The following is a 25,149-nucleotide window of genomic DNA, read 5'->3' on the forward strand; positions in this document are numbered from 1 at the left end:
ATGACATCTGTTAAATTAGATAAAGAAGAACTTAAGACGCTTTTAAATCATTCAAAAGAAGAAAAAAAAGATTCAACTAAAGTTATTGAAGAAGTTCCCCAAGATAGTACAGTCATTATTGAAGAGCAAACGGACCACTCTAAGGACAACAATATAACAAAAAATAACTCGTCTTCTTTAAATTCTAGTCAAGCAAATCATTCCGGACTCAATCCATTCAGCAATCATGCAGCAAGAGAGGAAGCTTTCAAAGAGACTAAGCAGTCTGACATTGATCCTATTCAAATGAAAATTGCTGACCAACAACTGAGAGAAAATGGCTACGACTATCTTCCTAAGGAGGTTTATGCTGGGTTCTGGCTTCGTTTAGCAGCTTATATGGTAGATTACCTATTCATTCTTCTCCTGACTAACCTTATAACGAACATTGTAGGAGAAATGAATAAAGACTTATTGTGGGGTGTTTTACCTATGTTCTTTAACTTAGCTGTATTTTGCCTTTACTTTTTCCTAATGACTTTCGGTCTGAATGGCCAAACACCCGGAAAAATTTTATTTAATTTAAGAGTTGTGCCGATTAATACCCAATCGAATAAATTAAATATATCCACTTTATTAATGCGTGAATTTTTTGGTCGTGTTATTTTCTACTATGTACCATTTATTGCCGTCATCCTTATCTTCACAAGCAAACATCAGCATCCTTTAGATATGCTGACTGATACGACAGTGATTAATGAACGTTATCTAACTGCCTTTGCTAAGTGGAAACTCGTTTAAAACAAATAAAAATCACTACGCTATCTTTAGCGTAGTGATTTTTTATGTTAACGAATTTCTACATTCTCTGCCTTTTCTAAAGCTTTAATCACTTGATCCATTGCCTTTGTCACTTCTTCATCTTTTAAAGTTTTATCTGGATTTTGGAAAGTTAAGTGATAAGCTAAAGATTGTTTATCTGCTGCTATATTCTCGCCAGTATATCGGTCGAATAATTCGACATTTTTCAAATTATCTCCAGCATTTTCATAGATTAAATCTACCAAGCTTTGGTGACTGGTTGATCGATCTACTAAAAGAGCGATATCACGAGAAGTTGATGGATATTTTGCTAAAGGGGTCTGTAGCAATAAGTCTCTGTTAAATCCCACTAAAGCCTCAAAATCTAACTCCGCAAAGAAAGTCTCCTTATCTAAGTCAAACTCTTGCGATAATTGGGGATGCAATTGCCCAATAAAACCAATTTTTTGACCGTCTAATAAGATATTGGCTGTTTGTCCTGGATGCATAAAGTCTAAATTTTCCATACGTTCAAATGATAAATGATTTCCTAAACGTAATTGGTCCATAATTTGTTCAACGATACCTTTGAGATCGTAAAAATCATAATTTTGACTTGCACTTTCCCAATTGGATGGACTCTTTTCACCAGAAACAAAGAAGCTAAGCATTTCTTTTTCTTCAGGTTGACGGTTCCTTTCAGTCGCTAAGAAAACTTTGCCCATTTCATAGAAAGCTATGGTCTTATTGTGACGGGCTTTATTGTAACGAGCAATCTCCAAGAAAGACGGTAACATTGATTGTCTTAAGAGTGATCTTTCCTCAGACATTGGTAAAAGTAATGAAACATAGCGATCTTTATTTGCATTTAATTTTGCAAACTCAGGTGAGATTAGAACATAAGACACTGTTTCATTTAAGCCTAACCCTTCAGCTAAAGAGCGTGTTGCTCTTTTTAATTTTTGTCGGCTATCTAATTGGGCGGGACGATTAGGAACCGCAGGTAGAGTAACAGGAATTTGATCATAGCCATAAATACGAGCCACTTCTTCTAAAATATCAGCTGGAATAGTAATATCCCAACGACGTGGGGGAATCGATACTCTCATCTGGTCATTTTCAAAAGCGACTTCAAAACCTAAGCGGTCAAAAATGGCTTGAAGCTGCGATTGATTCACTTGAATGCCTAATTTTTCTTCAATCATTTGCATAGGCAGTTCTACCACTTGATCATGCACATCATCGGCTTTTACTTCTAAGACTCCCTTTTCGATTTTACCCTGTGTTAATTGCGCCATCAAAATAGCAGCTTGGTCCCCTGCTTCTGAAAGAGTTGCTGGATTAATTCCTTTTTCAAAGCGGGCAGATGATTCTGATCTTAAGCCAAGACGTCGAGAAGTTGAACGAATGGCCTGAGGATTAAAAACAGCTGTTTCTAATAAGACATTTTGCGTCCTTTCGGTTACATGGCTATCTAGCCCACCCATGACACCTGCTAGAGCAATTGGTTGATCGTCAGAAGTAATCACTATATCTTTTTCTGTTAGATTTCTTTCGATTTCGTCTAAAGTCGTAAGCTTTTCATTTTCTTTGGCATAGCGCACACCAATCTTTTTGCCTGGTAATTGATCCAAATCAAAAGCATGCATAGGTTGACCATATAGCATCAAATAGTAATTGGTCACATCCACTAGGTTATTAATAGGACGAATATTAGCTTTCATCAAACGGCTTTGCATTTGAATCGGGCTTGGCTTTACTTGAATGCTTTTCAACACTCTTAACTGATAGTGACTACTTAAATCATGTTCTGCCATATCCAATTCTAAATTTTGTAATTCATCAATTGAAACTAATTGACTTTCACTGATTTTTAAAGCTTCAAAATGTGGAGTCTGAGAAACAATCGCTCCCACCTCGTGAGCTACTCCACGCATCGATAAAGCATCTGCACGATTAGGTGTAATGGATAATTCTAAAATCGGATCATCAAGCTCCATGTATTCAACGATATTTTGACCGATTGGAGCATCCTCTGCTAAAAGATATATGCCATCCACAAATTCCTTCGGTACCACCTTATCAGCAAATCCCAACTCTTGTAATGAACATAGCATTCCTTGAGAAACTTGACCTCTAAGTTTTGACTCTTTGATTCTAAAATCTCCAGGTAAAATACAGCCTTCTAAAGCAGTGATTACTTTAGCACCTTGCTTAACATTAGATGCACCACATACGATTTGCTTTTTGCCGTAATCTGCTACATTGACTTGAGCAATTTTTAAATGATCGGAATCAGGATGGTCCTCTAATTCTTCAACTAATCCAACTACTAGAGGACCTTGAATAGAATCGACCAGATTTTCGACTCCTTCAATTTCAATACCCGTTCGAGACATTTTCTCTGCTAATTCCTCGGCAGGCATTTTATTTAAATCTAATAATTCATTTAACCAATTATATGAAACATACATTAGTTTTGACCTCCTTTGAATTGTGTCAAGAAGCGTAAATCATTTTGGTAAAAATGACGGATGTCATCAACGTTATGCTTTAACATGGCTACACGGTCAATTCCCACACCAAATGCAAAGCCGCTATATTTATTTGAATCAATGCCTGACATTTCTAGTACATTTGGATGAACGAGTCCTGCTCCTAAGACTTCAATCCATCCGGTACCTTTACAAATACCACAACCTTGCCCTCCGCATTTGAAACAGGACACATCCACTTCAACAGAAGGCTCTGTGAACGAGAAGAAGGAAGGTCTTAATCGAATCTCACGTTCTTCGCCAAAGAAGGCTTTAGCAAATTGTAAGAGCGTTCCTTTCAGATCTGCCATAGTAATCTTTTCAGCAACTACTAAGCCTTCCATTTGATGAAACTGATGAGAATGAGTCGCATCATCATTATCTCTTCTAAAAACCTTCCCGGGTGAAACCATCTTTAAAGGGCCATCTTTTTCAAAGTCATGCTTTTCCATTGTCCGAGCTTGCACAGGCGAAGTGTGTGTTCTTAATAAAACTTCTTCAGAGATATAAAAGGTATCTTGCATATCCCGAGCAGGATGATTTTTAGGCAAATTCATTTTTTCAAAGTTATAAGAGTCTAACTCTACTTCTGGTCCTTCAATAATTTGATAACCCATCCCTAAGAAAAGATCTTCTAATTCTTCACGCGTTTGAGTTAATAAGTGGCGACTACCAAAGTTCTGCCGTCTTCCAGGCAAGCTAATATCGATTGTTTCACTAGCCAGTTGAGCAGCTAATTCTTTCTGCTTTACTTGCTCTTGTTTTTTCTCAATATGGTCATTAAACGATTGATGGAATTGATTAATTAGCTGACCTAAAATCGGCTTTTCATCTTTTTCTAAATCTTTCATTTGTTTTGAAATTTGCGTCAATTCACCTTTTTTACCGGTATATTTCACGCGAATATCCTGAATCATTTTACTTGATTCCGCTTGCTTGATTTCTTCAATTGCCTTTGCAACTAAACCATCGACTTGTTCTTTAATGACTTGTAATTTATCATTCATCATAATCCTCCTAGCAATTAGCACTTTAATATTCCATCCAACAAAAATAGCCCGTCCCTAAAAGGGACGCGCTACCGTGGTACCACCCTTATTCTTGAAAAATTTCAAGCACTCAAATCATTGTTAACCCCAATGAAGGTATCTTTTTCTAGTTTCAAACTATTTAAGGATCGACTCCTAGGATGAAAATAATTGAAAAGTGACATCATCTGCTCTCAGTCGGTGACAAATTTCCCTGTTTATGTACCTTTCAATTAGGTCCTAATCATAGTCTTTAGTTATCTTTATCAAGTATAGCCTGTAAATAGTTTTTCGTCAATCTTGCTCTTTAGTGAAAAGTCATTTCACCCTCACTATTCGCTAAATCCAATGGTCTGCTCTTTCTTATATAGAGAGGCTTTTAGCCACCTTTTTAAACCTTCTACTAATTCGCATACAGCTGATTGCTTATCCATTAAAGTCACAATTAATGACTCGCCATAGCGTGGGATATCTAAAGTAGCGCCACACATATGTTTTAAAATTATATCTTTTTCTTTGTCTGATAAATCAGTGATTTCTAATGCATTCTTTAAAGCGATACGTGGATGCTCATAATTATGGCCTTTTCCGCCTACGCAATCCTTTGAGCAAGAATCGTAGAAAAACAAATCGTGCAGAAGGGCTGCTCTGGCTGTAGCGATCGCATCGAGCTTAAAACGTTTAGCCCAAAGGTATGAACGATAAGACACTGAAATAGAATGTGCTAAACGATTGGTATATTTATGATGGACAAATTTTTCTAGAGATTGAACTTTTTCATTCTCCAGCAAATCTTTAACAATTGCCACATATTCTTGGTTATCTTGCCAAGCTATTGCCATTTATCCACGTCCCTTCTTTAATCTAACTCTAGTATACTCCTCAAATATGAAATTTATGTAAATTCTATGTAAAAGTTTAATAAAGCTAATATTTATTAACTAATTCGACCATTGTTTCCAGGCAAACATTAAAATACCTGCTGCTATAGATACATTAAGGGATTCTGCTTTTCCTGGCATAGGTATAAAGACTGATTTATCTGCTTTTTCCATCCAAAAAGGCCCAACACCTTGCCCTTCATTGCCCAAAACCAAGACACAGTGGTTAGCGATTAATTTACGATAATCTTCAGCTTCTTGATTGACGGCTGTACAATAAAGAGGAAGTTCACTCGCTTGAATGGCTTTAAATATTTGAGCGTTTGAAGCTTCATAGATAGGCAAGTGCCATAAAGATCCTTGACTCGCTCTTATGACTTTATCATTGTAGAGGTCTACACAACCTTCAGCTAAGAATACACCATCAAAACCTGCTGCATCAGCGGTTCGAATCATGGTTCCTAAATTGCCCGGGTCTTGTACCCCGTCACATAAAAGATAGTGGCTACCATTTATATTTTCTTTAGCTAAATTACTTTCTTTTTTCTTAATGACAGCCATCACTCCTTGGGTATGTTGAGTGAGTGCGACTGTCTTCATCACTTCTTCACTTAAAATCAATACTTCGATTTGAGCTTGTTTGATTTGTTCAATAGTCTGTATATGATTTTCATGATAACTTGGCGTCATTAAAACTACTTCAATGGCTGCTTGATAAGTGATGGCTTCTTCAATAAGATGTTCACCCTCGATTAAATAAGTTTCTGTCTTTTTGCGATTCTTAGCTAAATGCAATTTGCGGTAGTCTTTTATTCTTTGATTTTGCTTTGATTGAATAATTTCCATAATATTTCACCTTTTTTCTTCATGAATTGAAGGTTACTTGAATATATAAAAAAAAGCAAACTTTCTAGCAAATTGGCTAGAAAGTTTGCTTAAATGGTCAATTAGCGTGTTAAGCGATAGATAGATTCTGCATAAATAGCAGTTGCTCTTAATAAGTCATCCATCGCAAGGAACTCATTGGCTTGATGCATAGTATCAATTGAATCTGGGAATAAGACACCAAATGAAACTCCACGCTCCATTAAGCGGCCATAAGTTCCTCCACCAATTGTTTTTTCATAAACTTCATTGCCAGTTTGTTTAGCATATACATCCAGTAAAGTTTTAACCATTGGATCTTCTGGTGAAAGATAATGAGGGTCTTTATTACCATTCATTTCCACTTTCACTGCTAAGTTAGCAACATTTTTGATAATAGCTGATTGAATTTGATCTTTGTCGGTTCCTTTAGGGTATCTAAAGTTAGCATCTACTAATCCACCTTCAGCATCATCAAAATTGATAATACCAATATTCATAGACAAGGCTCCCATAATATCATCGACTATAGCGACACCGATTTTTTCACCTTCAAAATCAAGGTGTAACTTATCGCCTACTAGAGTTAAGAAGTCATTGGCTTCTTTTTTATCAAATGTATACTTACTTAAGAAAGCAGCTAAGTAAGTTCCCGCATTATGGCCTTTTTCTGGAGTAGATCCGTGAGCCGCCTTACCTGTTAGTTCAAAACGTAATTGACCAGACGCTTGGGAAACTTTACCTGATACAGGTTGATCTTCTAAAAAGGCTTGGAAATCAGCTTTTATTTGGTCTGCTTGATCAGTTTTTACACTCGCATAAGCTTCTTGAGGAACCATATTTGCACGAAGACCTGCATGGAAATCAAGCAATTTATGATTAGCTTCCACTGTTTGCTTAGCATCAAATTTAAATTGAGCAGAAACATTTCCTTTTTCACCGTTGATAATCGGGAATTGCGCATCTGGTGAAAAACCATAGTCTGGCATTTTTTCGACTTTAGCATAATGATCCATACACATCCAGCCAGATTCTTCATCTGTTCCAACAATCAGATGAATCTTTTGATTAAACTCTGCGCCTAATTCACGTAATACTTTAATGGCAAAGTAAGCACCAATTGTTGGTCCTTTATCATCAGAAGAACCACGCGCATAAATGCGTCCATCTTTGATTACTGGCTCATAAGGGTCAGTGTCCCAACCAGTTCCTTCAGGAACAACATCCAGGTGACCTAAAATACCTAAGGTTTGATCGCCTTCTCCAATTTCAACACGGCCCACCAAAGGCCCAAATTGCTTCGTTTCAAAACCATCTTCTTGGGCCATTTTTAAGAATTCTTCTAAAGCTTTTTTAGGTCCAGGTCCAACAGGAGCCTCTGCTGTTGCTAAATCATCTTCACGAACTGAACGAATGCGAATCATCCGAAAAAGATCTTCTAATAAGTCTTCTTGACGTTTAGTGACTTCATCTAACCAATTAATATTGTCTAAATTTTCCATCTTTCTACCTCCATAAAATATAGAATTTCAAAATCATTCTGACTTTAATAAACTATTGCCATCAAATGAATCCGTTCCCATTATATCATATAAATTTATCCAACCCTATATCTCTACTTTAAATTTAAGTCTTTTTTTAAATAAGACTTTTTCTCTGAGAATAGCCTTTTTACTATTCATAACCCAATGGCTTTAGAGCTTCTATTTCAGCTTGAGTTAATTGACGATAATCTCCAAGAGCTAAGTCATCTTCAAGCTGGAGAGGTCCCATTGATAAACGGTGAAGTTGAAGAACTTCCATCTGACAAGCTTGAAACATTCTTTTTACTTGGTGAAATTTACCCTCACTAATGGAAACGCGAATTTTAGATAGACTCTTTTCAAAATCTACTTCATCAATCCATAATTGAGCGGGTTTACTTATAAATTCTCCTAAATCCAAGCCTGCTTTAAACGCTGCTACCGTTTCTTTTGTAACATTTCCTTCAATTAAAGCTTGATAGGTTTTATAAACTTGTTTTTTTGGAGAAGTTAACTGATGAGCCATTTGACCATTATTGGTAATTAATAAGAGACCAGTGGTGTCAATATCTAGTCTCCCTACCGGAAAGAGATCAAAACGATAATCATCCGGATGTAGACAATCGATAACCGTATCATGGTGTCCGTCTTCAGTGGCAGAGATAACGCCTTGCGGTTTATTCAAGAGCCAATAGATGAACTTGTGGTAAATAATTTGTTGTCCATCAACTTCTATCAAGTCCTTGTTTTCGTCTACTTGAAAGTTTGCTTTTATAATTTGTTCACCATTGACTCGAACACTTCCTGTTGAAATTAAAGACTTGACTTCTTTTCTAGAGCCGAAATTCATATGACTTAATAATTTATCTAATCTCATCGGTGGATACTCAATTTCTTTTGTAAATCCGCACGGTAATCACCGATAATAATCGGCAACATACCGAATAGGGCCATAGTGCCACTATAGATAAGAATGGCAATCAAAACGACTATAATGATTTGAACTAAAGTTAAGCCTCGTCCTACTGGATCCATCATCAGATTGATTAAACGATTCCAACCGTAAGTACCAATTGCCATAATGGTTGTCGCAATCACAATGCGCACAATATCACCTACAAAATAACGATCACGAATTTTGATTACACGCCAAATCTTCATCCACATTAAAACAGCAGCCACAGCAAAGCCAAAGAAGGTCGCCAGTAAAGCACCGTGAGCTTGGAATAACGCTACCATTGGAAATTGTAGAACAAGCTTAATTGCTAAACCTACCAGTAAATAAGTGATTGCAAACCGACGATAATCCATTGATTGAAGAATGGTTGCAAAAACAGTATATGCTCCTAATACAATAGCTGTAAATGATCCTGTCGTTAATAAACCCGGTCCTGCAGAAATACCTGCTGGATAGAAGAAAGGATAGACATTGTCAGCTATAATCGCCATTCCGATTGAGGCTGGCAGCATGATAAAGGTGAATAAAAGAACAATATTTTTGATTAATTCACTGGTTTTATTAATATTTCCTTCAGCGTACTTACTTGAAACAGCTGGGATTGATGAAGCCGCAATAGCTACAGCAAATGAAACAATAATCATCACTAATTTATTAACATCTAAGCTCATCGCTCCAAATAATTCAGCAATTTCTGAATTTAATAACACACTGGTACGAACAAGGATTTGTTTAAAGGTATAGGTATCAATATTTTGTGCAAAAATTATACCTGAGCCAAGCAAGATGAAAGGAATCGAATCACGTAGCATAATTTTTAGGCTATCCATGAAATCGATATCCATCTTATTTAAGGATGTCTCTTTAATACTTTTCATTTTTCGATTATGAATAATATAAGCACCAACCAAGAAGAGCAAGGCAATTAAGGCTCCAACAAAGGCTGCAAAAGTTGAATGAGCAACCGCGTCTGTAATCGATCCCTCGTAAACCATCATAATCAGGTAAGTAGCACCTAAGATATAAAGAACTCGCATAATTTGTTCCAGAACCTCAGAAAGGGCTAGCGGTATCATTTGACTATAACCTTGGAAATATCCTTTAAATAGGCTTAAAGTAGGTAAAATCAAGAGAGCCGGTGCTAATGAACGAACGACAATGATTGCCGCTTCTTGGTTATCTGTTGGTGAATTAGCTACTAATACAGGTGCGATTAAATAAAAGATTGCAGCAATTAAGATACCTGAGAAGGCCATAATTCCCAGTGAATATTTAAAAAGCTTGTCGACCACTTTAAATTCTTTCTTAGTGCTGTAAAAGGCTATCTGCTTAGCAACCGCCGCAGGAAAACCAGCTACTGCAATTGATAAGAAAAATACGTATGGATTATATCCAACAGCATAAAGAGAGTTTGCTTGAGAATATTCTGCCCCTAGCCAAGCTGCCCATGGAATAATATATAAAGCCCCAATAATTCGGGATAGTATTTGTCCCATTGACAACCAAGCAGCACCAGCAACAAATTTAGATTTATCTTCAGAATGGCCTTGTTCACTCAGTTCTTGCTGAGCTTTTTCTGCTTCAAAAAGATTAGCATCTAAGGTGTCTTCAAGAAGGACATCCGTTAAAATTGGCGCTTCGTAATAAGAAGTTTTTTGCGAAATTTCTTCTGCAATGGACTCTTCTTCAGATAAATTATCCCTATCCTTGGGGTTTTCTTCTTCATTTATTGACTCTTGGTCATCATTATTAATGATTGCAGCTTGTTCATTTTCATCAGACGATTCCTGTTCAAGAATCGCATCTAAAGGCGCTTGTTTTTCAGTTGGCGTCTCTTTTTCTCCTTCAACTTCACTGTCTTTATCATCATGATTTTGAACCGTTTGTAGCATTTGACTAGTTGACTGCTTGGTTTTCTCTAACAGCTTTGTAGAATTAGCTGCAATTTTAGCCCAGGCATTGCGTGAATTGACTTTAACCTTATCTAATAAATTAGATCCTTTTTTAGGAGTTATTTGCTCTTGTTTATAATGATCTTCAGGCAAGATGTCCCATGCTAAAGCTTCTATTTCTTCATCATTATACATTTGAGTTTGCGATGACTTTTGCGATTCTAAATCTTTTTCATCAGAAGAACTTTCATTGGTCTTGGAATTGAAATTGACTTTAGAAAAAGTAGGTTCGACAGAGGAAGAATTCTGCTCTTCTTGAGATTGACGATTGTTACTATCTTGAGTCTTTTCTTGCGATAAAGATTGTGACTCAAACTCCTTATCTTCCCTCCCTTCGTCTATATTTTCAGCTGGTGAACTTTCTGCCGATTCCCCATCAGTCAATGCTTCCTCAAGAGAATTTGAACTACTCTTTAAACTTGAATTAGGAGTTTGAGAGAGACTTTCAGTTTCAGCTTGACTATTATCCTCAATATCTTCAGCTGGATGGCTATTATTAATTACGTCCAATTCGTTAAGAGACTCTTGTTCTAGACTAACTGCTTCCTCACTCGCTAAAGAATTATCAATCAATGCTTCGTCTGAATCATAGGATTCAACTTCAAAAGTATTGGTGTTGAGAGACTCATGCACAACTTCTTCATCTTCTCGTTCTTCAGAAGTAAGGGGTTCAAATTCATCACGCGTTGAAAAAACTATCTGGAAAACTCTTTGAAAGAATCCAGGTCTAACATTAGCAGCTCGCTTGTTTCGATGCTCTTTTCTTAGGCTTTCCTCAATCGATCGATACTGGAAGGGGTTCTCATTTTCATTTCCATGACCATCTTGTTTTTCAAAATCATGACGAGTAAAAAGATCTGGTTCTATTTCTAATTCCAGTGTTTCCTTAAGATGATTAGCTGGATCTTTCATAATTTCAACTTTTTGAGTTGACTGTGAGAATTCCCTTTCTTTATCAGTATCCTCAATTGAACTTAGAGAACTAACTTCAATTTGATTGTCTGCGATTTCTTCCTCGGCTTCAATTACTTCCTCTGAATTATCTTCAAATTGCTCAAGTAATTCTCCTGCTTGTTCTTCAGTAGGTTGATTGTTAATGGCTGACTCTTTTTCATTTTCTGTCAATTGATGATCTACTAAATTTTCGATCGGTTGATTTGTATTAGGATCAGCTTTTATCTCTCGGTCAAAATAATCTGAATCCATTGGCCGAGGATTAGGATGTCTCAGTTTTTCGAGATCTTCTTCTGTAAATTCTAGTGTATCAAAACGGTCGTAATCATTTTTAAATCCCTGATTTTTATCATCAAATTGATTATCAGACACTTACTACACCCCTTTTATTGATATTTCGTCTCTAATATAACATGTATCTATATCAAGAACGATTTCTTAGCACTTTAACTAGTTAGCCACTATGTTAACCAAACGGTTAGGAATAGCAATGATTTTACGAACTGTTTTACCATCCAACTCTTTTTTTATGCTTGCTTCTGCAAGAGCTAACTCTTCCATAGCCTCTTTTTCTAAATCCAAAGCTATATCGAGTTTTGCTTTAACTTTACCGTTAATTTGGATGACAATTTCAACAACTTCATCTTTAATGAGTGACTCATCATATTCTGGCCAGCTTGCTTCTGATAATGATTCAGAGTGCCCTAATTTTTGCCACAACTCTTCCATTAAGTGCGGTGCAATTGGAGCTAACAACTGAACAAAGCCTTTGGCATATTTCTTAGGCAATACATCGACGCTTCTAGCTTCATTTAAGAAAATCATTAGTTGAGAAATAGCTGTATTAAAATGTAACTGCTCAAAATCTTCTGTCACTTTTTTGACTGTTTGATGGTAAATCTTAGTCAATTGATCATCTTCAGACTCTTGAATAGCTGAACTTATTTGACCCGTCGTTTCCTCAATAAATAAACGCCATACGCGATCCAAGAAACGTCTTGAACCTTCCAAGCCATTTTCTGACCAAGCGATCGATGCGTCTAAGGGGCCCATGAACATTTCATATACTCTCAATGTATCTGCGCCATATTCATTAACTACATCGTCTGGATTAACCACATTTCCCTTCGATTTAGACATTTTTTCATTGTTTTCACCCAAAATCATTCCTTGATTGTAGAGTTTTTGGAAAGGTTCTTTAGTAGGAACGACCCCCAAATCATAAAGAAACTTATGCCAAAAACGGGCATAAAGAAGATGTAAAACAGCATGTTCCGCTCCACCTATATAGAGATCGACATTTTGCCATTTGTTTAATGCCTTTTCAGAAGCAATCGCTTCAGTATTATTTGGATCCATGTAACGTAAAAAATACCAGGAAGAACCTGCCCATTGTGGCATAGTATTTGTTTCTCTTCGGCCCTTCATGCCTGTTTTGGGATCTTCAACTTCCAGCCAATCTTTAACATTGGCTAATGGAGATTCGCCTGTTCCAGAAGGTTTAATGCGGTCTGTCTTAGGTAAAAGTAAAGGTAGTTCTTCTTCAGCAATCGCTGTGCTTGTACCATCTTCCCAATGTATAACTGGAATAGGCTCTCCCCAATATCTTTGTCTAGAGAAGACCCAGTCTCTTAAGCGGAAGTTAACTTTTCTTTGTCCTTTAGCATTAGCTTCTAACCACTCAATCATTTTTTGATTGGCTGCTTCTATGTTCAAACCATCTAAAAATTCAGAATTAATATGCATTCCATCTTCTACATATGCCTCATTTTGAATTCCTTCTTCGGATTTAATCACTTCATATCTTGGTAAATCATATTTTTGTGAGAACTCATAGTCTCTTTGATCATGAGCTGGGACCGCCATGACCGCACCTGTTCCATAAGAAGCCAATACATAGTCTGCAATCCAAATAGGTATCTCTTTAGCTGTTACAGGATGGATGGCGTATGAGCCAGTGAATACACCCGTTTTATCTTTAGCAAGTTCAGTACGGTCTAAATCCGTTTTAATCGAAGCAGCAGCAATATAGCTTTCTATTTCTGTCTTTTGTTCTGGACTCGTTAAGTCTTTAACGAGCTCGTGCTCTGGTGCTAAAACGATATAAGACAAACCAAACAAAGTGTCTGGACGGGTAGTATAAGTTGTAATGATTGAAGGACTATCTTTTACTTCAAAATCAATTAAAGCTCCCTCAGAGCGGCCTATCCAATTGCGTTGCATCTCTTTAACTGAATCCGGCCAATCCAAATCTTCTAAATCATCAAGTAAACGTTGGGCATAGGCTGTAATTTTTAATACCCATTGCTTCATTGGACGACGGACTACAGGGTAACCGCCACGTTCTGACACACCATCTACAATTTCTTCGTTAGCTAATACTGTTCCTAAAGCTTCACACCAATTAACGGTAACATCCGCTTGATAAGCCAATCCTTTTTCATAAAGTTTGATAAAAATCCATTGAGTCCATTTGTAATAGGATGGATCGGTAGTAGCAAATTCTCGCTCCCAGTCATAAGAGAAGCCTAGAGATTTGATTTGACGTTTAAAGTTGGCGATGTTTTTTGCTGTAAAATCTGCTGGATCGTTACCAGTATCTAAGGCATATTGTTCAGCTGGTAAACCAAAAGCATCCCACCCCATTGGATGAAGAACATCATAACCTTGTGCTCTTTTCATTCTGGCCATAATATCAGTAGCAGTGTAACCTTCTGGATGACCTACGTGTAGTCCTTGACCTGAAGGGTATGGAAACATGTCTAATACATAATATTTTTCTCGGTCTGCTCTATCCTTAGTTTTAAAAGTTTCATTTTTATCCCAATAATCTTGCCACTTTTTCTCAATTACTCGATGCTGATATGTCATATTCTTTTCCTCCAATTATCTAATCTTTTATACAAAAAAGCCCTATGAAATCATCTCAAAGACAACTTCATAGGGCGCAATCGCGCGGTACCACCTATTATTTCATTAGCTGAGAGCTAATGCTCTATGCTTTAACGCAGCAAACGTCTCAAGTTAACACTTTACGCTTAGCTCGAGCATTAAAAGGAAGAGTTCAAAAGCTTTTCAACACTTACTTTCACCAAATGTAAGTTCTCTTTAGATGATCCACAATTTACTAGGTCCTACATTTTTAAATTTTTAAAAATTAATAATTTGTCCGATATAAATGGTTGTTCCACCATTTTTTTCAATCAGATCATTAACATCTAAGCCATTACGACGTGCAATCGCATATAAAGTATCATTAGCCTTTACAACATAAGAACCCATTGAAACTACTTCATTAGTGCTTTCATTTGATTCTTCATTAATTGTTTGACTTAAGTTAACCGTTTCAGACTTTAATGGAGTAGAAACAGTTGCTGAAGATTCGATTGAAACGTCATCTTGCTTAATAACTTCTACTTTAGTTTCTAACTTCGTTGCTTGACGAGCTAGGGCTTGACTTGATGAAGTTTTAGTGGAAATATTTAATTTTTGGCCTGGAACAATTAGACTGTTAACTTGTAGATTGTTTGCTTCTAATAAGCTAGCTAATGTTATTCCATGGCGATTTGCAATGGCCCATAAAGAGTCACCTGCTTTTACTATATAATCCCCACTTGTATTTTGTTTAATTTCTTGAGTTTTATCTGTAACTACTAGATTTTCTTTTGGCGTAGATACTGGCTTTTTATTAACAAGATGAGAAGACGCTTCACCCATATTGCTTCCAGGAATTATCAATTTTTGATTGGGATGGATAACAGTATTTAAGTGAATGCCATTAGCTAATAATAAGTCGTTAATACGCACACCATGCTTTTTCGCAATAGCATATAAAGAATCGCCCGCTTTAATAGTGTAAAGCCCTTTAGTTGTTGAGCTTACAGTGTTCTTATCAACAGGTTCATTCGTATTTTCAACCGGCTTGCTTGCAGAAGGCTTGCTGATAGATAATTTATTTACTTGACTAGTAACTTGAGTTTGACCAGGTATCCTTAAAACTTGATTGGGATGGATAACTGATTGAATCGTCATTCCATTAACTTTTATTAAGTCATCAACATTTACGCCTAATTTCTTGGCTATTTTATAAAATCCGTCACCCGGCTGGACTTTATAGCTTCCATTGGTTGAAACGATTTCACTTGAAACAGTTTCGTCTACAATGCTTGTTTCTGGTGATGTAGTAGGTTTAATTGTAGTGGACTGATTGGGGCCATCAAATTGATCCAATTGATATTGGGTAATTATTTGGTTTAATTTTCCGCCATAGCGTGTATCTGTTGCATAACGTCCAGTTAAATGTTCTGTTGCCTCTTGATACGAAGTTGTATTGGATTTTAAAGCTCCTTGATAATAGCTTTTTCTCCAAGCAGATCCTTCACCAGTTAATACTCTAGCATAATCCAATAATGAATCAGCATAAGAATCATACTTTCTAAAGTTATCTTTAATTTGATAATAAGATCCTGTCCCATCATCTTCTAGAGTATCCATTTCCACTTTTTTATCCTTTTTTCCTGCCTTGACTCCAAACAGATTATAGTTAGGTGCTTGAGCAAGTGTTGAACTTCCCCAGCCGGACTCTAACGCTGCTTGGGCTATCATAACAGAAGCATATAAATCATTTTTAGCAGCAATTTCTTTCGCAGATTGCCCGATACTATTGATAAATTCTTGTGGAGAGAATTTCTTTTGAGATTTCTGAGCATGAACAATGGCATTTTCAGATTGAACTTGTGTTAACACACTTGTTGACAGTAACATTACACCAACATTAATATTGGTGAAAATTTTCTTAAATAGTTTGCGTCTTTGGATTTTTTCTTGCTGACGCATTCTCCGATTTCGCTGTTGAATCATCCTTCAGCCTCCAAATTAAATAAATTTCCATACGGATACATACTGTATTATATGCCATCTCTAATAAAAAATGTTCCTTTATCGTTACTTTTATTGGATTTTTAACATAAGTAACATAAATGAAATATATCAATATTGGTTTGACTACTTTTAATTGAATACATTAGCGAGTATAGTATGAATAAATGGCCACAATATAGAGGAGCGATTTTTTTGAAGTCCTATTTAAAACATATACTCATCCTTTCATTTGTTCTTCTGTCAGGATGTTCTTTCTTAAATGAAAAAAAACTTGAAAATCACTGTTGGCAAGTTACTTTAAATGATTCACTTATTTATCAAGTAGATTTTCAAGATGAGCTTGTTCACTTTCAACTGAATGAAGATAATTTCCTAGAACAAGCCGAACAAGAGTTGGATTTATCTCTACAAGAAACAAGGGATTTGCTGATTGATAAAAAAGAGGAGTTAAATTTTACAGCGCGTTATTATTTAGAAGGAAACTATTTAAATCTTATTCAATCAGCGCACCAAGCAAAGCAATATGAAATAAAATTTAAGGGTACGACTACCATACTCACTTCCTCAGATGGCAGTCAACTTATATTAGAAAGAGTGGAATAATGAAGAATGCCTTACAGTCTAGTCATGATGCTTTAGGAAAATTAATTGAAAGATTCCCTGCTGGAAATTATATTGACGCTACTCTCGGAAAAGGAAATGACAGTTTTTTTATATTAAGCCACCCGGCTTTTTCTGGAAAACTTTTTGCTTTCGATATTCAAGTTCAAGCACTGGAAATAGCTCAACAAAAGCTAAAAATCTTTTCATCCGATTCTTTCCAACTTTTTAACAATGGACACCAGCATTTTGATCAAGTTCTCAGTTTTTCAACCTTAGCTAAAGTTCATGGAGCTATTTTTAATTTAGGCTATTTACCTGGAGCCAGCCATCAAATCACTACTAAAGCTTCCACAACCTTACAAGCACTCAATCAAATTGCTCAGCGCTTAGTTTCAAAAGGGAAAATATTTATTGTTGTTTATTCAGGACATAAAGAGGGAGCGATTGAAAAAGAAGAATTAATAAAACAATTAACGCTATGGTCGCAAGATCAGTTTACAATCTCTATTCTTGATTTTTTAAATCAAAGGAATCACCCTCCTCTTTTAATTACTATCGAAAAGAAATAAAGAAGCAATCATGAATGACTGCTTCTTTGTTTTATCTTTATTAGTTTAATTTCAATTTAAGCTTATAATCTATCTGCTCTTAATGGCTTCAATAAACCGTTCGATACTCTCTTTGACTATTTCCTTAGGTAGGGCTAAATGAATACGAATAAAACCTTCACCACAAGAGCCAAACATCACACCATTATTGATATAAACATGATGTGCTTCTAACAGCCTAATAATTTCCTCACATTCCATATTTAATGGAGTTAAATCCAACCATAATAAATAGGAAGCCTCCATTGGTGTTACTACAATTTCAGGCAGCTGATCTTCAATCATCGCTTTTGCCATTTGATAATTTTCTTCGATTAATTCTACTAATGCTTCTTTCCAATCTAAACAATCATTATAGGCATGTTTACAGGCATAAAGACCTAAGACTGGAACAGAAAGCAAATTCATTTTTTCAGCTGTTTCGATATATCGTTGACGCCATTCAGGATTCACGATGAAGATATTTGATGTCTGTAAACCCGCTAAGTTAAACGTTTTAGAAGGCGCAGTAGCCACGACTACACGCTGTGCAATATCGTCAGATAAATTAGCAAAGACATTATGTTTGAAATTTTTGTGGGCTAGATCAAAATGAATTTCGTCTGAAAATAGATATAGGTCATTTTCCTTACAAATTTTAGCAACTTTTTCCAGTTCTTCTTTCTTCCATACACGCCCGACTGGATTGTGAGGGCTACAGAAAATCATTGCTTTAGCCTCTTTTGCTGCTGCTTCTAATGCTTCAAAATCTATGGTGTAGTATCCTTCATTATTAATTAACTCAACATTAATCTTCTTACGCTCATTATTTTCAATAGCTGCCGTAAAAGGTCCATAAACAGGCTCTAAAATAATGATACCATCGCCTTTTTGTGTAAAAGCATTAACGAAAACATTAATTGCTGGAACAACTCCAGGTGCGGTAACCATCCACTCTTCTTTAACATCCCATTGATGCTGGTCTTTCATCCATTTCTTAACGGCTTCATAATAGGCTTGATTCGGTACGGTGTAGCCTAAGACAAGTTCGTCCAAATCTTTTTTTAAGCCTTCAATGATACCGGGTGCCATTGGGAAGTCTAAATCTGCTACTGAAAGCGGAGCGATCCCCTCAGGAATATTCTTATTAGACTCTCTCATTAATAACCATTTTTTAGAACCTTGCTGTGTGCGATCGACACACGTTTTAAAATCATAAGCCATGTGATTGCCTCCTAGATATACTAAATTTCAATCTCTGTACTCCTATCTTACACAAATTAAACGCTTTCTTCAACGGCTTCTTAAATTATAAGAGAAATATTAAAAAAATTTAATTTATAATAAAAACTAGCCCATTTTAGCATGGACTAGTTTTTTAATGATTATTAGAACAGTAATTTATCTGCTCCCCCAACAGTATTACCTAAGGCTTCAATCGCTAAGACATTTAAATAATGCCATGGACGGTCATAGTTAGGTTGGAAGAAGAAGTCTAACAACGCTAGTTGCTCAAGCGTATATTTGGCATTAATGACTGTTGAAAGCACATTAATTGAATCGGCTACATCAAATTTAGAAACTAGCTGTCCACCTAAAATGATATGGCTATCTTCATCATAGAAAATCATCATATGAACAGTGCCTGGTTTACGCATGAAATCAGGATAAACTTTTTCTTCTACATATTTCCAAGCTACTTTACCTTCATATAAATCTTTATTGACCATTGATAAGCCAGTTGAAGCAATCGTATAGTCAAAATATTTCAAGGCAGAAGTTCCAGATACACTAGGCATCTTGAATTGAGTTCCTGAGGCGTTAAGAGCGGCTACGATTCCTTGTCTTCTCGCTAAGGTAGCAAGACCAATATTTGTCTTATCAGCCGTTGGTGCAAAAGGAATATAAGTTGCATCTCCACCAGCGTATACGTCTTTTGCGGATGTTTCTAGGTATTCGTTTGTTTGAATAAAGCCATGATCATCCATTTCCAGAGTGCCTTTCAACCAGTCAGTTGCTGGCTTAACACCTACAGCTACTACAACTGTATCAGCAGGATATTCACCCTTATCGGTCACAACAGCTTTGACTTTATTGCCTTCTCCTAATAGTTTTTTAACAGCTTCTCCACCCTTAAAGTGTAAGCCTTTATCAGCACCGTGCGCTTCTAGTAATTTTGAAATGTTCTCATCTAAATAAGCAGGCAAAATACGATCTTCCATATCAATAACTGTAACATCTATACCCGCTTCTGCATATGCCGTTGCCACTTCCACTCCGATATAACCAGAACCAATCACTACTAAGTGGTTAGTTTCTTTCATACGATCGTATACTACTTGTGTATCTTCTGGTCCTCTAAAAGTGTGAACATTTTCTAAATCATATCCTTCAAACTGAGGAAGTGGTGCAAACCCACCTGGACTCAATAGTAACTTATCATAAGACTCTTGATGCTCTCCTTCTTCTGTCTTAACCGTTACTGTTTTTTCTTCTGGGTTGACTCCTATTACTTGGCTGGCAGGATGCATGATAATACCTTGTTCACTATAGGAGGCGTTATTGGCAAAATGTAACTCTGACAACTCTTTAGATATACCTTCCAGGTATGATTGAGAACCTCACCCCATGAAGGATGACTCTTCTCCCGCCTCAAATAAATGAATTTCAGCGTCTGGGTCACGCTTTAATAAAGTCTGAACCGACTCATAACCAAAGTGTGATGTTCCAACTACAACATACTTCATTCTAATCCCTCCGAATTGTTATTTATAATTATTCTAACTAAGCATATATTACTAAAAATAATAGATAAGTACAACCTAATAGCTTACATTAGTAAAGACTTTAGTTCTTCAACCTTATCTGTACGTTCCCAAGTGAATCCAACTTCTTCTCTGCCAAAATGGCCATAGGCTGCTGTTTTGGCGAAAACTGGCTTCCTCAAATCCAACATATCAATAATTCCCTTAGGTGTAAGTTTAAAAACCTGACGAATGGCCCGAACAATTTCAGCATCTGAATGATCGGAGCTTTCAAAGGTATTCACACTAACAGATACTGGTTGGGCCACTCCAATCGCATAAGCAATTTGAATTTCTATTTTTTTTGCAATTCCTGCAGCCACTATATTCTTAGCAATATAGCGTGCAGCATAGGAGGCTGATCGGTCCACTTTGGTTGCGTCCTTTCCTGAAAATGCGCCTCCTCCATGACGAGCATACCCTCCATATGTATCCACTATAATTTTGCGTCCGGTGAGGCCTGCATCTCCTTTTGGACCGCCTATAATGAAACGTCCTGTGGAGTTAATATAAATCTTAGTTTCTTCATCCAATAATTCGTTTGGAATAGTTGGTTTAATAACAAGGTCTAAAATAGCTCCTCTAAGCTCTTCTAATGACACTTCCTCGCTATGCTGAGTTGAAACGACTATTGCCTCTAATCTAACGGGTTGATCTTGTTCGTCGTATTCTACAGTTACCTGAGCCTTACCGTCCGGTCTTAAATAGTCCAACTGTCCAGATTTTCTTACTTCAGTCAGTCTACGTGTTAATTTGTGCGCCAAAGAAATCGGTAAAGGCATCAATTCTGGCGTCTCATCACAAGCATAACCAAACATCAATCCCTGGTCTCCCGCTCCTATTTCTTGTACATTTTCTTGGTTTTCTCTTGTTTCAATAGCTGAATCAACCCCCATAGCTATATCAGCTGATTGTTCATCTAAAGAAACAATAATGGCTAAGTTTTCGGCGTCGAAACCAAATTTGCCACGATTATAACCAATTTCATCAACCTTCTGTCTAACAATTTTTTGAATATCCACATAGGCACTCGTAGTAACTTCTCCTAACACCATAACTAAGCCAGTGTTAACAGCTGTTTCACAGGCTACTCTGGCCATCGGATCCTGTTTCAAGATGGCATCCAAAATTGAATCAGAAATTTGATCTGCAATCTTGTCTGGATGTCCCTCTGTAACTGACTCTGATGTAAATAATCTTTTCTCTAAAGCTTTCATTTATCTTCCCCCATTTTTTATATTGGTTACAAGGCAAATTCACAATCGATGAATCGTGAACCCTATCGGGAACTTTTGGTTGTAACGTTGTAAATTATACCTTAGAATACTAATAGAAACAATTTCAATTATAAAATCCTCTTGAAAGGAAACTCAATGAACACAATTAATAACATACTTAAACATCCTTTGATGCAGTTAGTAGGCTATCCTTTGTCGTGGATTGGTTTTGGACTAACTACCGCTATTTATTCAGTGAAGCAAGTCGACTGGTTAGATCTTGGGCTTTTAGCACTAGTTGTTATCTTAAGCAATATGACTAACCATTACAATTATTATCATCATATTTTAAAAGATCCCAAGGCTAAATCACCTATTATATACTATCTTTTATTAATAGGTTTGCTGACAGCCGCTTTGTTCTTTATGATAAACCAGCACTACATTATAAATATTTTGTTAATTATATACATTATCATAATAGTGGTTCAGTACCAATTTGTCCCTTTAGTTAAGACCATTTATCATATACTATTAAATAGTTATTTTACTGGCTTTTTACTAAATATTATCGCCTACTATTCACAGGCGAATACTTTAAACAATAAAGCAATGATATCTTTTATACCCCTTATTATATTGATGACAGCTTTAGAAATAAATCAGCAGTTTCTTAAAGGAATATATAATTTTAAGATACTTGAAAGAAAAATACCCGTAAAGATTATATACATAGTCTTTTCAACGCTAGTACTAGCGAGTATTACAGGAGTTTACACCTCACTACCCACTCAGTCTTTCTACCTCGTTCAAATTCTATTCTTTGTAGTTACACTTGCTATTTACTTACCAAGCTTAATCCCTGTCAAGAAACATCACCGTATTCAAAACAAGCTGAATTATCAGGGTGCTATAAGTATAATTTTTATTGTTTTTTATAGTCTTAGTTATTTATTTTAGAGTAAAAAAAGAAAACCCCCTTCTATTTTTAAAATGTACTGAACCCATAAATACGTAACTTTAATCAAATAATCTTTAAGCGGCTTGTAACCTGTATCGGATAGGAGACAAGCCGTTTAATTTTAGTTTAATTCTTAATGCTTGTAACATTCAATATATCCTTAAATCGTTTCAGCTCATTCTTCAATACATTCAACCTTTCTCCATAATAGATTGCTTGTTTTAGAAGTCCTTAAAGACGTCTATCGTGTGGTCCAAGACCTTCGTTTCTCCCTCGATCACTCAGACCCTCTAATGTTTATGACTACCCTTTATCAGCCTTCAAATCAATCGCTTGCACCAAGGCTTAAGAGAGTCTTAAGAATAGTTACTAAGTTTAAACAATACATTAAGAATACCTTTCATTATCACACACTGACTAATGGCCCTATTGAAGGGATTAATAACACGATTAAAGTGCTTAAACGCCATGCTTATGGCTATAAAAACGACTCCCATTTCAAAAATAGAATACTTTTAATATCAAGATTATATGTGTCAGGAAGAAAAGAAAAGGAGACCAAGCAACCGTTAATTGCTTAATCTCCTTGGATAGCATCAACCCTATTGGACATAGAGCCCATAGAGACTAAAAACCCCCTTAATCCGGATACGGAATTAGGGGGGAGTAGTAAAACAGAAAGAAACTCTTTTTAGACATAAAAAAGACTTTAGAGTCTGAGTAAGCGGGTGAGGAGAATCGAACTCCCGACAACAGCTTGGAAGGCTGTGGTTTTACCACTAAACTACACCCGCAAGTATACGGTCCGGACGGGATTTGAACCCGCGATCTCCTGCGTGACAGGCAAGCATGTTAACCCCTACACCACCGGACCAAGATAAAAACTAAAAAAATTGCGGGGGTAGGATTCGAACCTACGACCTTCGGGTTATGAGCCCGACGAGATGCCAGCTTCTCCACCCCGCGATAATATTAAAAAGGAGGATGTGGGATTCGAACCCACGCGCGCTCTTACACGCCTGACGGTTTTCAAGACCGTTCCCTTCAGCCGGACTTGGGTAATCCTCCATTAAATTGTAATGACCCGTACGGGACTCGAACCCGTGTTACCGCCGTGAAAGGGCGGTGTCTTAACCGCTTGACCAACGGGCCAATATCAAAACTCATTGGCAAGTATATAAGAATAACGGAGAAGGAGGGATTTGAACCCTCGCGCCGGTATAAACCGACCTACACCCTTAGCAGGGGCGCCTCTTCAGCCACTTGAGTACTTCCCCATGAGCCAATTCAAAATAACAATTAATTATTGCTATGGGCCTGAGTGGACTCGAACCACCGACCTCACCCTTATCAGGGGTGCGCTCTAACCAGCTGAGCTACAGGCCCATTATCAATAAAGCGGGTGAGGAGAATCGAACTCCCGACAACAGCTTGGAAGGCTGTGGTTTTACCACTAAACTACACCCGCATATTCTCAAAGGAGGATGTGGGATTCGAACCCACGCGCGCTCTTACACGCCTGACGGTTTTCAAGACCGTTCCCTTCAGCCGAACTTGGGTAATCCTCCGTTAACCAATGGCAAAATCCATAATGCATAATGGACCTTGTAGGACTCGAACCTACGACCACCCCGTTATGAGCGGGGAGCTCTAACCACCTGAGCTAAAGGTCCGGCCTTAGATAGCGGCGAAGGGGATCGAACCCATGACCTCCCGGGTATGAACCGGACGCTCTAGCCAGCTGAGCTACACCGCCAAAAAATGGAGAATAGCGGGATCGAACCGCTGACCTCCTGCGTGCAAAGCAGGCGCTCTCCCAGCTGAGCTAATCCCCCATATAAGAATAAACAAATCGGGAAGACAGGATTCGAACCTGCGACCCCTTGGTCCCAAACCAAGTGCTCTACCAAGCTGAGCTACTTCCCGTTTTACTCTAATACACCCGGCAGGATTCGAACCTGCAACCGCCTGATTCGTAGTCAGGTACTCTATCCAGTTGAGCCACGGGTGCAAAATATTTTATCATTCACAATAAAGTGAAATGCCGAGGGCCGGAGTCGAACCGGCACGGTGATCACTCACCGCAGGATTTTAAGTCCTGTGCGTCTGCCAATTCCGCCACCCCGGCTTTAAAAGCCTAAATGTATCTTGGCAAAGCGGAAGACGGGGTTCGAACCCGCGACCCCCACCTTGGCAAGGTGGTGTTCTACCACTGAACTACTTCCGCAAAAGTGCCGGCTAAAGGACTTGAACCCTCGACCCTCTGATTACAAATCAGATGCTCTACCAACTGAGCTAAGCCGGCATAATATGACTTAGGATTTTCAATTATAAATCATAAGTGATCAAAATGCAAGTGCGGGTGAAGGGACTTGAACCCCCACGCCCGAAGGCGCCAGATCCTAAATCTGGTGCGTCTGCCAATTCCGCCACACCCGCAAATTAAAATTCCTTGATGTTTCCATTTAGGAATATGACCCGTGCAGGATTCGAACCTGCGACCCACTGATTAAAAGTCAGTTGCTCTACCGACTGAGCTAACGAGTCAAGAGTGGGGAATGACGGGATCGAACCGCCGACATCCTGCTTGTAAGGCAGACGCTCTCCCAGCTGAGCTAATTC

At 37.4% G+C, this 25,149-nt stretch carries 18 protein-coding genes, 20 tRNA genes, 1 pseudogene, 1 riboswitch and 1 other annotated feature; of the genes and pseudogenes, 5 read left to right on the top strand and 34 right to left on the bottom strand.

Translation table 11 applies throughout. The features are described 5' to 3' along the window. Positions 1 to 780 (top strand): RDD family protein, encoded by a 780-nt coding sequence (locus ACQV18_RS07780; RefSeq protein ID WP_428874523.1) that lies wholly within the window; start codon positions 1 to 3, stop codon positions 778 to 780. Positions 781 to 827: 47 nt separating this feature from the next. Here ACQV18_RS07780 and pheT read toward each other — a convergent pair whose 3' ends face one another. From pheT to ACQV18_RS07825, 9 genes are all read right to left on the bottom strand, one after another. Beyond that, positions 828 to 3,254, bottom strand: coding sequence for a phenylalanine--tRNA ligase subunit beta (pheT, locus tag ACQV18_RS07785; protein ID WP_428892884.1), 2,427 nt, complete (start codon positions 3,252 to 3,254; stop codon positions 828 to 830). Further along, a complete protein-coding gene (pheS, locus tag ACQV18_RS07790) occupies positions 3,254 to 4,321 on the bottom strand; it encodes a phenylalanine--tRNA ligase subunit alpha (protein ID WP_428875415.1) in 1,068 nt (355 codons plus the stop codon). The genes pheT and pheS overlap by 1 nt, the downstream gene beginning before the upstream one ends. Positions 4,322 to 4,674: 353 nt before the next feature. Beyond that, on the bottom strand, positions 4,675 to 5,184 hold the full coding sequence (locus ACQV18_RS07795; RefSeq protein ID WP_428892885.1) for a phosphohydrolase: 510 nt from the start codon (positions 5,182 to 5,184) through the stop codon (positions 4,675 to 4,677). A gap of 99 nt (positions 5,185 to 5,283) precedes the next feature. Then, complete coding sequence (locus ACQV18_RS07800) at positions 5,284 to 6,069, bottom strand: TrmH family RNA methyltransferase (protein WP_428874343.1); 786 nt, start codon at positions 6,067 to 6,069, stop codon at positions 5,284 to 5,286. A gap of 101 nt (positions 6,070 to 6,170) precedes the next feature. Further along, positions 6,171 to 7,589, bottom strand: a complete 1,419-nt coding sequence (pepV, locus tag ACQV18_RS07805; protein ID WP_428892886.1) for a dipeptidase PepV — start codon at positions 7,587 to 7,589, stop codon at positions 6,171 to 6,173. A gap of 172 nt (positions 7,590 to 7,761) precedes the next feature. Further along, positions 7,762 to 8,487 (bottom strand): pseudouridine synthase, encoded by a 726-nt coding sequence (locus ACQV18_RS07810; RefSeq protein ID WP_428874341.1) that lies wholly within the window; start codon positions 8,485 to 8,487, stop codon positions 7,762 to 7,764. After that, the gene (locus ACQV18_RS07815) at positions 8,484 to 11,846 is read right to left on the bottom strand and encodes a polysaccharide biosynthesis C-terminal domain-containing protein (protein WP_428892887.1); all 3,363 of its coding nucleotides are present in this window, start codon (positions 11,844 to 11,846) and stop codon (positions 8,484 to 8,486) included. The genes ACQV18_RS07810 and ACQV18_RS07815 overlap by 4 nt, the downstream gene beginning before the upstream one ends. A gap of 78 nt (positions 11,847 to 11,924) precedes the next feature. Continuing rightward, positions 11,925 to 14,345 (bottom strand): leucine--tRNA ligase, encoded by a 2,421-nt coding sequence (leuS, locus tag ACQV18_RS07820; RefSeq protein ID WP_428892888.1) that lies wholly within the window; start codon positions 14,343 to 14,345, stop codon positions 11,925 to 11,927. A 67-nt stretch (positions 14,346 to 14,412) separates the two neighbouring features. Then, positions 14,413 to 14,626 (bottom strand) — a binding site (T-box leader). Beyond that, complete coding sequence (locus tag ACQV18_RS07825; protein ID WP_428892889.1) at positions 14,625 to 16,334, bottom strand: LysM peptidoglycan-binding domain-containing protein; 1,710 nt, start codon at positions 16,332 to 16,334, stop codon at positions 14,625 to 14,627. Its footprint overlaps the feature before it by 2 nt. A gap of 213 nt (positions 16,335 to 16,547) precedes the next feature. Between ACQV18_RS07825 and ACQV18_RS07830 the strand changes: the two genes are divergently transcribed. Together ACQV18_RS07830 and ACQV18_RS07835 are read left to right on the top strand one after the other, a co-directional pair. Beyond that, positions 16,548 to 16,958, top strand: a complete 411-nt coding sequence (locus ACQV18_RS07830; protein WP_428875976.1) for a hypothetical protein — start codon at positions 16,548 to 16,550, stop codon at positions 16,956 to 16,958. After that, the gene (locus ACQV18_RS07835; RefSeq protein ID WP_428885326.1) at positions 16,958 to 17,527 is read left to right on the top strand and encodes a tRNA (mnm(5)s(2)U34)-methyltransferase; all 570 of its coding nucleotides are present in this window, start codon (positions 16,958 to 16,960) and stop codon (positions 17,525 to 17,527) included. The genes ACQV18_RS07830 and ACQV18_RS07835 overlap by 1 nt, the downstream gene beginning before the upstream one ends. Positions 17,528 to 17,596: 69 nt before the next feature. On the opposite strand, the gene ACQV18_RS07840 is transcribed toward ACQV18_RS07835, so the two are convergent. From ACQV18_RS07840 to metK, 4 genes are all read right to left on the bottom strand, one after another. Further along, complete coding sequence (locus ACQV18_RS07840) at positions 17,597 to 18,769, bottom strand: MalY/PatB family protein (RefSeq protein WP_428882063.1); 1,173 nt, start codon at positions 18,767 to 18,769, stop codon at positions 17,597 to 17,599. Between the two features lie 164 nt (positions 18,770 to 18,933). Continuing rightward, positions 18,934 to 20,130, bottom strand: a complete 1,197-nt coding sequence (locus ACQV18_RS07845; RefSeq protein WP_428892890.1) for an FAD-dependent oxidoreductase — start codon at positions 20,128 to 20,130, stop codon at positions 18,934 to 18,936. A gap of 36 nt (positions 20,131 to 20,166) precedes the next feature. Continuing rightward, a complete protein-coding gene (locus ACQV18_RS07850; protein WP_428874331.1) occupies positions 20,167 to 20,292 on the bottom strand; it encodes an NADH peroxidase in 126 nt (41 codons plus the stop codon). Between the two features lie 83 nt (positions 20,293 to 20,375). Further along, positions 20,376 to 21,566, bottom strand: coding sequence for a methionine adenosyltransferase (gene metK, locus ACQV18_RS07855; RefSeq protein WP_428892891.1), 1,191 nt, complete (start codon positions 21,564 to 21,566; stop codon positions 20,376 to 20,378). Further along, positions 21,564 to 21,656, bottom strand: a riboswitch (SMK box riboswitch). (Overlaps the previous gene by 3 nt.) Before the next feature lie 66 nt (positions 21,657 to 21,722). Here metK and ACQV18_RS07860 point away from each other — a divergent pair. Continuing rightward, positions 21,723 to 22,526: a hypothetical protein gene (locus ACQV18_RS07860; RefSeq protein WP_428892892.1), complete on the top strand. Its 804-nt coding sequence runs from the start codon at positions 21,723 to 21,725 to the stop codon at positions 22,524 to 22,526. Positions 22,527 to 22,601: 75 nt separating this feature from the next. Here the strand turns inward: ACQV18_RS07860 and ACQV18_RS07865 are convergent. Next, positions 22,602 to 22,684, bottom strand: a pseudogene (locus tag ACQV18_RS07865) (IS3 family transposase); the annotation flags it as partial. A gap of 55 nt (positions 22,685 to 22,739) precedes the next feature. On the opposite strand from ACQV18_RS07865, the gene ACQV18_RS07870 reads away from it, so the two are divergent. Continuing rightward, positions 22,740 to 23,108, top strand: coding sequence for a transposase (locus ACQV18_RS07870; protein ID WP_428892893.1), 369 nt, complete (start codon positions 22,740 to 22,742; stop codon positions 23,106 to 23,108). Positions 23,109 to 23,250: 142 nt separating this feature from the next. Here the strand turns inward: ACQV18_RS07870 and ACQV18_RS07875 are convergent. From ACQV18_RS07875 to ACQV18_RS07970, 20 genes are all read right to left on the bottom strand, one after another. Beyond that, positions 23,251 to 23,321, bottom strand: a tRNA-Gly gene (locus ACQV18_RS07875). Between the two features lie 7 nt (positions 23,322 to 23,328). Next, a tRNA-Asp gene (locus ACQV18_RS07880) sits at positions 23,329 to 23,401 on the bottom strand. Between the two features lie 19 nt (positions 23,402 to 23,420). Further along, positions 23,421 to 23,493, bottom strand: a tRNA-Met gene (locus ACQV18_RS07885). Positions 23,494 to 23,505: 12 nt separating this feature from the next. Further along, positions 23,506 to 23,595: transfer RNA gene (locus tag ACQV18_RS07890), tRNA-Ser, on the bottom strand. Positions 23,596 to 23,607: 12 nt separating this feature from the next. Next, a tRNA-Glu gene (locus tag ACQV18_RS07895) sits at positions 23,608 to 23,679 on the bottom strand. Between the two features lie 35 nt (positions 23,680 to 23,714). Further along, a tRNA-Ser gene (locus ACQV18_RS07900) sits at positions 23,715 to 23,804 on the bottom strand. 35 nt (positions 23,805 to 23,839) lie between these two features. Further along, a tRNA-Ile gene (locus ACQV18_RS07905) sits at positions 23,840 to 23,913 on the bottom strand. 11 nt (positions 23,914 to 23,924) lie between these two features. Then, positions 23,925 to 23,995: transfer RNA gene (locus tag ACQV18_RS07910), tRNA-Gly, on the bottom strand. 10 nt (positions 23,996 to 24,005) lie between these two features. Next, positions 24,006 to 24,095: transfer RNA gene (locus ACQV18_RS07915), tRNA-Ser, on the bottom strand. Positions 24,096 to 24,126: 31 nt separating this feature from the next. After that, positions 24,127 to 24,200 (bottom strand) — tRNA-Ile (locus ACQV18_RS07920). 9 nt (positions 24,201 to 24,209) lie between these two features. Beyond that, a tRNA-Met gene (locus ACQV18_RS07925) sits at positions 24,210 to 24,283 on the bottom strand. 6 nt (positions 24,284 to 24,289) lie between these two features. Then, positions 24,290 to 24,362 (bottom strand) — tRNA-Ala (locus ACQV18_RS07930). A 17-nt stretch (positions 24,363 to 24,379) separates the two neighbouring features. Next, positions 24,380 to 24,453 (bottom strand) — tRNA-Pro (locus ACQV18_RS07935). A gap of 11 nt (positions 24,454 to 24,464) precedes the next feature. Next, positions 24,465 to 24,538, bottom strand: a tRNA-Arg gene (locus ACQV18_RS07940). A 31-nt stretch (positions 24,539 to 24,569) separates the two neighbouring features. Next, positions 24,570 to 24,655 (bottom strand) — tRNA-Leu (locus tag ACQV18_RS07945). 27 nt (positions 24,656 to 24,682) lie between these two features. Further along, positions 24,683 to 24,754, bottom strand: a tRNA-Gly gene (locus ACQV18_RS07950). A 5-nt stretch (positions 24,755 to 24,759) separates the two neighbouring features. Then, positions 24,760 to 24,832: transfer RNA gene (locus ACQV18_RS07955), tRNA-Thr, on the bottom strand. Positions 24,833 to 24,884: 52 nt separating this feature from the next. Further along, positions 24,885 to 24,966, bottom strand: a tRNA-Leu gene (locus ACQV18_RS07960). Positions 24,967 to 25,001: 35 nt separating this feature from the next. Next, positions 25,002 to 25,074: transfer RNA gene (locus ACQV18_RS07965), tRNA-Lys, on the bottom strand. 5 nt (positions 25,075 to 25,079) lie between these two features. Then, positions 25,080 to 25,149 (bottom strand) — tRNA-Val (locus ACQV18_RS07970).

The organism is Facklamia sp. P9177 (genome assembly GCF_050409585.1).
In the GTDB taxonomy this organism is placed as follows: domain Bacteria; phylum Bacillota; class Bacilli; order Lactobacillales; family Aerococcaceae; genus Facklamia.